At 66.6% G+C, this 7010-nt stretch carries 8 protein-coding genes and 2 pseudogenes; 2 read left to right on the top strand and 8 right to left on the bottom strand.

Annotated elements, in window-relative coordinates; all coding sequences use genetic code 11:
* From ACOJSF_RS01895 to ACOJSF_RS01870, 6 genes and pseudogenes are all read right to left on the bottom strand, one after another.
* Nucleotides 1-354, bottom strand: a pseudogene (locus ACOJSF_RS01895) (F0F1 ATP synthase subunit B); the annotation flags it as partial.
* A 10-nt stretch (nt 355-364) separates the two neighbouring features.
* Nucleotides 365-853 (bottom strand): ATPase, encoded by a 489-nt coding sequence (locus ACOJSF_RS01890; protein ID WP_420140545.1) that lies wholly within the window; start codon nt 851-853, stop codon nt 365-367.
* 70 nt (nt 854-923) lie between these two features.
* Nucleotides 924-1154 carry a F0F1 ATP synthase subunit C gene (locus ACOJSF_RS01885; RefSeq protein ID WP_420140544.1) on the bottom strand — a complete coding sequence of 77 codons (231 nt, stop codon included), beginning with the start codon at nt 1152-1154 and terminating at the stop codon, nt 924-926.
* A gap of 31 nt (nt 1155-1185) precedes the next feature.
* The gene (locus tag ACOJSF_RS01880; protein ID WP_420140543.1) at nt 1186-1977 is read right to left on the bottom strand and encodes a F0F1 ATP synthase subunit A; all 792 of its coding nucleotides are present in this window, start codon (nt 1975-1977) and stop codon (nt 1186-1188) included.
* A 35-nt stretch (nt 1978-2012) separates the two neighbouring features.
* Entirely contained in the window at nt 2013-2345 is a 333-nt protein-coding gene (locus ACOJSF_RS01875; protein WP_420140542.1) for an AtpZ/AtpI family protein, read from the bottom strand.
* Nucleotides 2346-2475: 130 nt separating this feature from the next.
* Nucleotides 2476-3360, bottom strand: a complete 885-nt coding sequence (locus tag ACOJSF_RS01870) for an alpha/beta fold hydrolase (protein ID WP_420140541.1) — start codon at nt 3358-3360, stop codon at nt 2476-2478.
* A 69-nt stretch (nt 3361-3429) separates the two neighbouring features.
* Between ACOJSF_RS01870 and radC the strand changes: the two are divergent.
* Both radC and purB read left to right on the top strand, forming a co-directional pair.
* A pseudogene (radC, locus tag ACOJSF_RS01865) lies at nt 3430-4116 on the top strand (RadC family protein).
* 72 nt (nt 4117-4188) lie between these two features.
* Entirely contained in the window at nt 4189-5499 is a 1311-nt protein-coding gene (gene purB / locus ACOJSF_RS01860; RefSeq protein WP_420140540.1) for an adenylosuccinate lyase, read from the top strand.
* 18 nt (nt 5500-5517) lie between these two features.
* On the opposite strand, the gene ACOJSF_RS01855 is transcribed toward purB, so the two are convergent.
* Nucleotides 5518-5673, bottom strand: coding sequence for a hypothetical protein (locus ACOJSF_RS01855; protein WP_420140539.1), 156 nt, complete (start codon nt 5671-5673; stop codon nt 5518-5520).
* A gap of 170 nt (nt 5674-5843) precedes the next feature.
* On the bottom strand, nt 5844-7010 hold a 1167-nt coding region (pgmG, locus tag ACOJSF_RS01850; RefSeq protein ID WP_420140538.1), incomplete at its 5' end, for a phosphoglucomutase/phosphomannomutase PgmG.

Below are 7010 nucleotides of genomic sequence, written 5' to 3'. Positions count from 1 at the left end.
GGTATCGTCCTTGGCCTTTGCGAGGATCGCATCGGCCTCGGTCCGGGCATGCGCGACGATCGCCTCGGCTTCGCCCTTTGCGGCGGCCGACTTGGCTTCATATTCGGCCTTAAGCGCCTCCGCCTCGGCCCGAAGCTTGGCGGCCTCGTCCAGCTGCTCGCGGATGCTGGCGATCTTGCGGTCGAGCGCGCGGCCGATGGCGCGCGGCGCGCCCTTCCAGACGAGCAGCGCGATGACGACGATCATAGACAGCGCGACCCAACCGCCCGGGTTCAGCCCGAGCGCCGTCGCCTCGGCATGTTCGATCTCGCCGGGAGAGGCGAGCGTGGTGGCATTGAGGGTGGCGTGGGTCATCGTTTCGTCCTTACGCCGCCAGCGCGGCCTTGACCGCGGTGGTGGCGGCGCTCCGGTCGACGGTCAGACCGGCGACCTTGGCGACGATTTCCTGCACCGCCTCGCTGGCGACGTCCTCGATCCCGGCCACCGCTTCGGCCTGCTGCGTCCGCAGCGTGGCTTCGGCGGCTTCTATCCGCGCGGAAATGTCCGCGTCGGCGGCCTTCAAGCGGGATTCGGAGGCAAGCGCCGAGTCATGCTTGGCGGCTGCGGCGGCGGCCTGCGCCTCGGCGCGGCTTCGGTTGAGCGCGGCCTGGTAGGATTCGTCCGCCGCATCGGCGGCGGCGCGCGCGGTCTCGGCTGCGGCGAGATCGCCGACGATCCGGGCATTGCGCTGCTCGACCGTCCCCTGGATCTTCGGCAGCATCACATAGCTGCCGATCAGAAGCAGGCCGAACACCAGCACCAGCCAGAACAGCTGGGACGCATAGATTTCGGCGATCTGATCTATCTGGGGCATCGGCTATCCTACAGGCCGTGAATTGATGCGGGAGGATGCGTCGCGCACCCTCCCGTCGATAGGCGGCGTCTTACTGGACGACGAACAGGATCAGGATCGCGATGACGAACGCGATCAGGCCCAGAAGCTCGGCGGCGGCGAAGCCGATGAACAGGCGGCCCTGCTGGCCGTCGGCGGCGCCCGGGTTGCGCAGCGCGCCCTCGAGGAACGAGCCGAACACGTTGCCCACGCCGAGCGCGGCCAGGCCCACGCCGATCGCCGCGAGGCCGGCGCCGATCACCTTGGCAGATGCGAGATCCATGATGTCTTCCCTTCGTTGAATTCGGTTGAGCTTAGTGGAGGTTGATCGCGTCGTTGAGGTAGAGCGACGTCAGCAGCGCGAAAACGTAAGCCTGGATCGCCGAGACCAGCAGTTCGAGCGCGGAGATGCCGACGATCATCACGAAGCTGAGCACGCCCACCGGGATGCCCAGCGCGCTGCCCGAGCCGAACCCCTGGACCACGAAGCTCGCGAACACGTCGAGCAGGATGTGGCCGGCGGTCATCGCCACGAACAGACGGAGGCCGAGGCTGAACGGACGCACCAGGAAGCTCGCCAGCTCGATCACGAAGATCAGCGGGATCATCACCTTGGGCGTGCCGTGCGGCACGAACAGCGAGAAGAAGTGGAAACCGTGCTTGGCGAAGCCGACGATCAGCACGATGCCGAAGCTGACGAAGGCGAGCACGGCGGTGACGGTGATGTGGCTCGTCACCGTGAACGGGTGCCAGCCCGGCACGATCCCCAGCGGGAACAGGCCGATCAGGTTGGCGAACAGGATGAACATGAACAGCGAGAAGACGTAGGGGGTGAACGCCTTGCCCTTCGGCCCCACATTCGCATCGATCATGTTGGCGACGAAGCCGGTCATCCCCTCGACCGCCGCCTGCCAGCGGCCCGGAACGAGCTGGCGGCGCATGCCGCCCAGCATGAACAGCCACAGCACGCCCAGCGTCAGCACCATGAACAGCGCGCTGTTGGTGAAGCTGACGTCGTAACCGGCCAGCGTCAGACGGCCGCCCGCGACCGGCTCCACCAGGAACTGGTGCATCGGATCGATACCGGAACCGCCCTCAGTCGCCACGCTTCAACCCCTGTCTATGCCAACAAGCGCCCGGATCATTCCGGACGCTGCTGTGAAATCCTGTAGATGTTCCGGAAGGCGACGATGGTCCCCAGGACCAGCATCACCAACAGGAGCCAGGGCGCCGTGCCGAACAGCAGGTCCATAACCCAGCCGAGCAGCGCGCCGCCGGCAGGCCCCGCGATCAGCTCGGTCAGGACGCGGCTGCCTTGCCGATACCCCTTGTCGGGCTTGCGCGGCGCCACCCCTGTCCGTGCCTTTTCGGCTTCGGTCGCGGCCTTGAGCCGCGCGTCCAGCGACGAAAGCCGGACGTCCCCTGTGGGACTCGAATTGCCGATCGGGTCCTGCCCCGGGTCGATCGCTGGCACGCATCCCTCCTCTCGACCCGCTTGACCGGGTCGGGCCGGGGGCCGTGCCAGCGGGCATTCCCGTCGGGCGCCGCCCCTTTAGCAGGGGGGGGAAGCGAGTCAACCAAGCGGTGTGTGCCGCGCCGCGTCTTCAGCCGTTGGCGGTGAAATGCGCGATCACCTCTTCGGCGACGCGCGCCGGCGCCTCGCGCGCGGGAAAGTGGCCGACATCGGGAAGGAGTACGCGCCTGTAACCTCCCGTGAAGTAGCGCTCCTGCCCCTCGCTATGCTCAGGCGGATCGCAGTGATCGGATACGCCCTGGATCATCAGCGTGGGAACGCGCAGCGTCTCGGTGGCTTCGATCGTGGCTTGGCGACTGGCGTAGCGCGGGTCGGTCGCCTCCCTGCCCCAGCGGCTGCGATAGGCATGGAGCGTGACCGCGACCCAGTCCGGATTGCGGAAGCTGTCGCTCGCCTCGACGAAATCGGCTTCATCATACCAGCCGGGCGGGCTCCACGTATCCCATTGCAGCCGATCGAAGCCAATCGGGTCGTCGCGCAACGCCTCCGCGCCCCCGTCGAACGTCATGAACCATTGATACCACCACCGCCGCGACTGTTCGAAGTCCGGGACCGGAAATGCCCCGCGCGGCGTGTAGCCGATCGCCAGCGATGCGATCGCGCTCAATCGCTCCGGCGCGATGGCCGCGAGCGCATAGGCGGCCCGCCCACCCCAGTCGTGACCCGCCACGGCAAAGCGGTCGAGCCCCAGCGCATCGGCGAAGTCGAGCGCGTCGCACGCCAGCGCCACCGCCCGGCCATCGCGCATCGTATCGGGCGAATGGAAACGCGTCTCGCCATGGCCGCGCCACCATGGCGCGAAGGTGCGGAAGCCCGCAGCATGTAGCCGGGGCGCCACCTTCTTCCACCCATGCGCGTCGTCGGGCCATCCGTGGAGCAGGAGCACCGGTATGCCGTCGACGGGTCCGCCCGTTTCATAAGCCATGTCGAGCAGAGGCGTCGCTATCCGGTCCATGAGCCTGCAACGCGCCAGCATCGTCAACGCCCCATGACACCGCCAATCATGATCGCTAACGTCTGGACCATGCCGGTCATCGATCCCGCCACCGACGCCAGCGGACACCGGGCACGCCTTCGTCGGCGGCTGATCGAGGGGGGCAGCGACGCGCTGCTCGACCACTAACTGATCGAATATCTACTGGCGCTCGTCACACCCCGCCGCGACACAAAACCACTTGCACGCGAATTGCTGGCCGAATTCGGCAGTCTTGGCGGTGTCTTTTGCGCCGACGCCGAATCGCTGGAGCGCGCCGGGCTGCTTGAAACCCAAATTGCGGCGCTCAAGATCGCGCAGGCTTCGGCTCTTCGCTTGCTTAAGGGCGAAATCGCCAAGCGCCCTGTCCTCTCGAGCTGGCAGGCGCTGCTCGATTACCTCCACGCCGCCATGGCGCATCGGATGACGGAAAGCGCGCGCGTGCTTCACCTCAACACGCGGAACATGCTGATCCGCGACGAACAGGTGTCCGAAGGCTCGATCGATCAGGCGCCGATCTACGTCCGCGAAGTGGCGAAGCGCGCGCTCGAACTCGGCTCGGCCGCGATCATCCTCGTCCACAATCATCCGAGCGGCGATCCTGCTCCCTCACGACAGGACATCGCCCTGACCCGCGACATCGCGACTGCGCTCAAGCCGCTCGGCATCCAGGTCCATGACCATGTCATCATCGGCGCCACTGGCCATGCCAGCCTGCGTGCGCAGGGACTGATGTAAGCCCGCGTTGAAGCGCGCGGGCACGGCTGCTACCGGGCCGCCGACCCCTCCCCTCTCCCAGAAGGCCCGCTTATGATCCCCCGCTATTCGCGTCCCGAGATGGTTGCCATCTGGGAGCCCGAGAATCGTTACCGCATCTGGTTCGAGATCGAGGCGCACGCGACCGAGGCGCTGGGTGAGCTGGGCGTGGTGCCGCCGAGCGCGGCCAGGGCGCTGTGGGACTGGTGGGCCACCAATCCGCGGATCGACGTTGCCGCGATCGACGCGATCGAGGCCGTGACCAAGCATGATGTGATCGCCTTCCTCACCTGGGTCGCCGAGCAGGTGGGCGACGAAGCGCGCTTCATGCACCAGGGCATGACCTCGTCCGACGTGCTGGACACCACGCTCGCGGTCCAGCTGGCGCGCGCGAGCGATATCCTGCTCGCCGATCTCGACCGGCTGCTCGACGTGCTCGAACGCCGCGCGCGCGAGCATAAGCTGACGCCGACGATCGGCCGCAGCCACGGCATCCATGCCGAGCCCGTGACCTTCGGCCTCAAGCTGGCCGAGGCGCATGCCGAATTCGCGCGCAACAGGGCGCGGCTGGTGGCGGCGCGCGCCGATATCGCGACCTGCGCCATTTCGGGCGCGGTCGGCACCTTCGCCAATATCGATCCCAAGGTCGAGGAGTATGTCGCGGAGAAGATGGGCCTTTCGGTCGAGCCCGTTTCGACCCAGGTGATCCCGCGCGACCGTCATGCGATGTTCTTCGCGACTTTGGGCGTGATCGCCTCGTCGATCGAACGGCTTGCGGTCGAAGTGCGGCACCTCCAGCGCACCGAGGTGCTTGAGGCGGAGGAATATTTCTCGCCTGGACAGAAGGGCTCGTCGGCGATGCCGCACAAGCGCAATCCCGTTCTGACCGAGAATCTGACCGGCCTTGCCCGCATGGTCCGCGGCTACGTCACCCCGGCGCTCGAGAATGTGGCGCTGTGGCATGAGCGCGACATCAGCCACTCGTCGGTCGAGCGCTATATCGGCCCCGACGCGACGATCACGCTCGACTTCGCGCTCGCGCGCCTGACCGGGGTGATGGACAAGTTGCTGGTCTATCCGGAACGGATGCAGAAGAATCTCGATCGGATGGGCGGTCTCGTCCACTCGCAGCGCGTGCTGCTCGCGCTGACCCAGGCGGGCGTCAGCCGCGAGGATTCGTATCGCCTGGTCCAGCGCAACGCGATGAAGGTGTGGGAATCGGACGGTGCGCTCTCGCTGCTCGACCTGCTCAAGGCCGATCCGGAGGTGACGCTGAGCGACGCCGAGCTGGAGGACAAGTTCGACCTCGGCTATCACTACAAGCACGTCGACACGATCTTCGAGCGGGTATTCGGCCGGGCCTGACGGCCGAAGCCCCCCGGTTCAGCCGCTGGCGACCGGTCGCGTCGCCAGCTTTTCCGCCAGAAGTTCGATCACGAGCGAAAGGTGACAGGCCAGCACGTCTTCGTGCTCGGCCAGGAGAATTGCGTCCGCCCGACGCAACAGGTCGAGGCATTCCTCCAACTTCGTTTCTGGCATGTGGTACTCGTTACTGACACCGCGCGGATTGCACGAATGCGGAACGACTGTGCCCGCATCCGGCTTTCCGGCCAATGTACGGATAGCTCCGTACGCTCGATCACCCGTCCGAAACGGCGTGATCATCGGGTATGAAGCGGGCGGAGGCGGCGCCCCCACCCGCACGAGGCTCAATGCCCCGCTTGCGGACCGCGCTCGATCCCGGACAGGCCCAGCTGCTCGTCGATCTGCGCCATCAGCCGTTCGAGCCCCGCCTCGTCCTTCGCCTCGGCGCGCGCGACCAGCACGTCCTGCGTGTTCGACGCGCGCAGCAGCCACCAGCCGTCGGGCGTGTTGACGCGCGCGCCGTCGGTGCGATTGACCTCGGCGCCATCCTTTTCCAGCCGGTCGAGGATCTCGTCGACCGCCGCGAACTTGCGGCTCTCGTCGACCTGGAAGCGCATCTCAGGCGTGTTGACCAGATCGGGCATTTGGTCCTTCAGCGCGGTCAGCGACCCGCCCAGCACGCGCACCGCCTGGATCAGGCGGACCGCCGAATAGATGGCGTCGTCGAACCCGTACCAGTTGTGGCGGAAAAAGACGTGGCCCGACATTTCACCCGCGAGCGGGCTGTCGGTCTCCGCCATCTTGACCTTGATCAGGCTGTGGCCGGTTTTCCACATCAGCGGCGTGCCGCCCAGTTCGGCGATCCGGTCGTACAGCGCCTGGCTGGCCTTCACGTCGGCGATGATGGTCGCGCCCGGCAGTTCGCGCAGCACGGGCTCCGCCAGGATCGACAGGAGTTGATCACCCCAGATCACGCGGCCCTGTCCGTCGATCGCGCCGATCCGGTCGGCGTCGCCGTCGAACGCGATGCCGAAATCGAGACCCTTTTCCAGCACCAGCGCCTTCAGGTCCTGGAGGTTCTTCTCCTCGGTCGGATCGGGGTGATGGTTCGGGAAGGTGCCGTCGATCTCGGTATAGAGCAGGTGGTGTTCGCCCGGCAGCTTGGCGACCAGCTTCTCCAGGATGCGGCCGCCCGCGCCGTTGCCATTGTCCCAGCCGATCCGGAACTCACCGCCGGAATAACCCGCCAGCAGCCGGTCGACATACAGGTCCTCGACATCGGCGTCGGTGACTTCGCCCTGCCCTTCGTCCCAGTCGCCCTCGGCCGCCATTGCGCCGATCTTCTGGATGTCCTGCCCGAAGAACGGCTTGTGCTGCAGCACCATCTTGAAGCCGTTATATTCGGCCGGATTGTGGCTGCCGGTGATCTGGATGCCGCCATCGACCTCCAGCGTCGCCTCGGCATAATAGAGCATCGGCGTCGGGCCGAGCCCCGTGCGCACGACATCGAC

It is taken from the genome of Sphingomonas sp. (assembly GCF_048594985.1).
Taxonomy (GTDB): domain Bacteria; phylum Pseudomonadota; class Alphaproteobacteria; order Sphingomonadales; family Sphingomonadaceae; genus Sphingomonas_I.
This window is presented reverse-complemented; position numbering and strand designations above follow the sequence as displayed.

Coding starts and splice junctions, on each gene's coding strand:
- ACOJSF_RS01890 (WP_420140545.1), bottom strand. CDS start 853: ATGCCCCAGATAGATCAGATCGCCGAAATCTATGCGTCCCAGCTGTTC.
- ACOJSF_RS01885 (WP_420140544.1), bottom strand. CDS start 1,154: ATGGATCTCGCATCTGCCAAGGTGATCGGCGCCGGCCTCGCGGCGATC.
- ACOJSF_RS01870 (WP_420140541.1), bottom strand. CDS start 3,360: ATGGACCGGATAGCGACGCCTCTGCTCGACATGGCTTATGAAACGGGC.
- purB (WP_420140540.1), top strand. CDS start 4,189: ATGATCCCCCGCTATTCGCGTCCCGAGATGGTTGCCATCTGGGAGCCC.
- ACOJSF_RS01855 (WP_420140539.1), bottom strand. CDS start 5,673: ATGCCAGAAACGAAGTTGGAGGAATGCCTCGACCTGTTGCGTCGGGCG.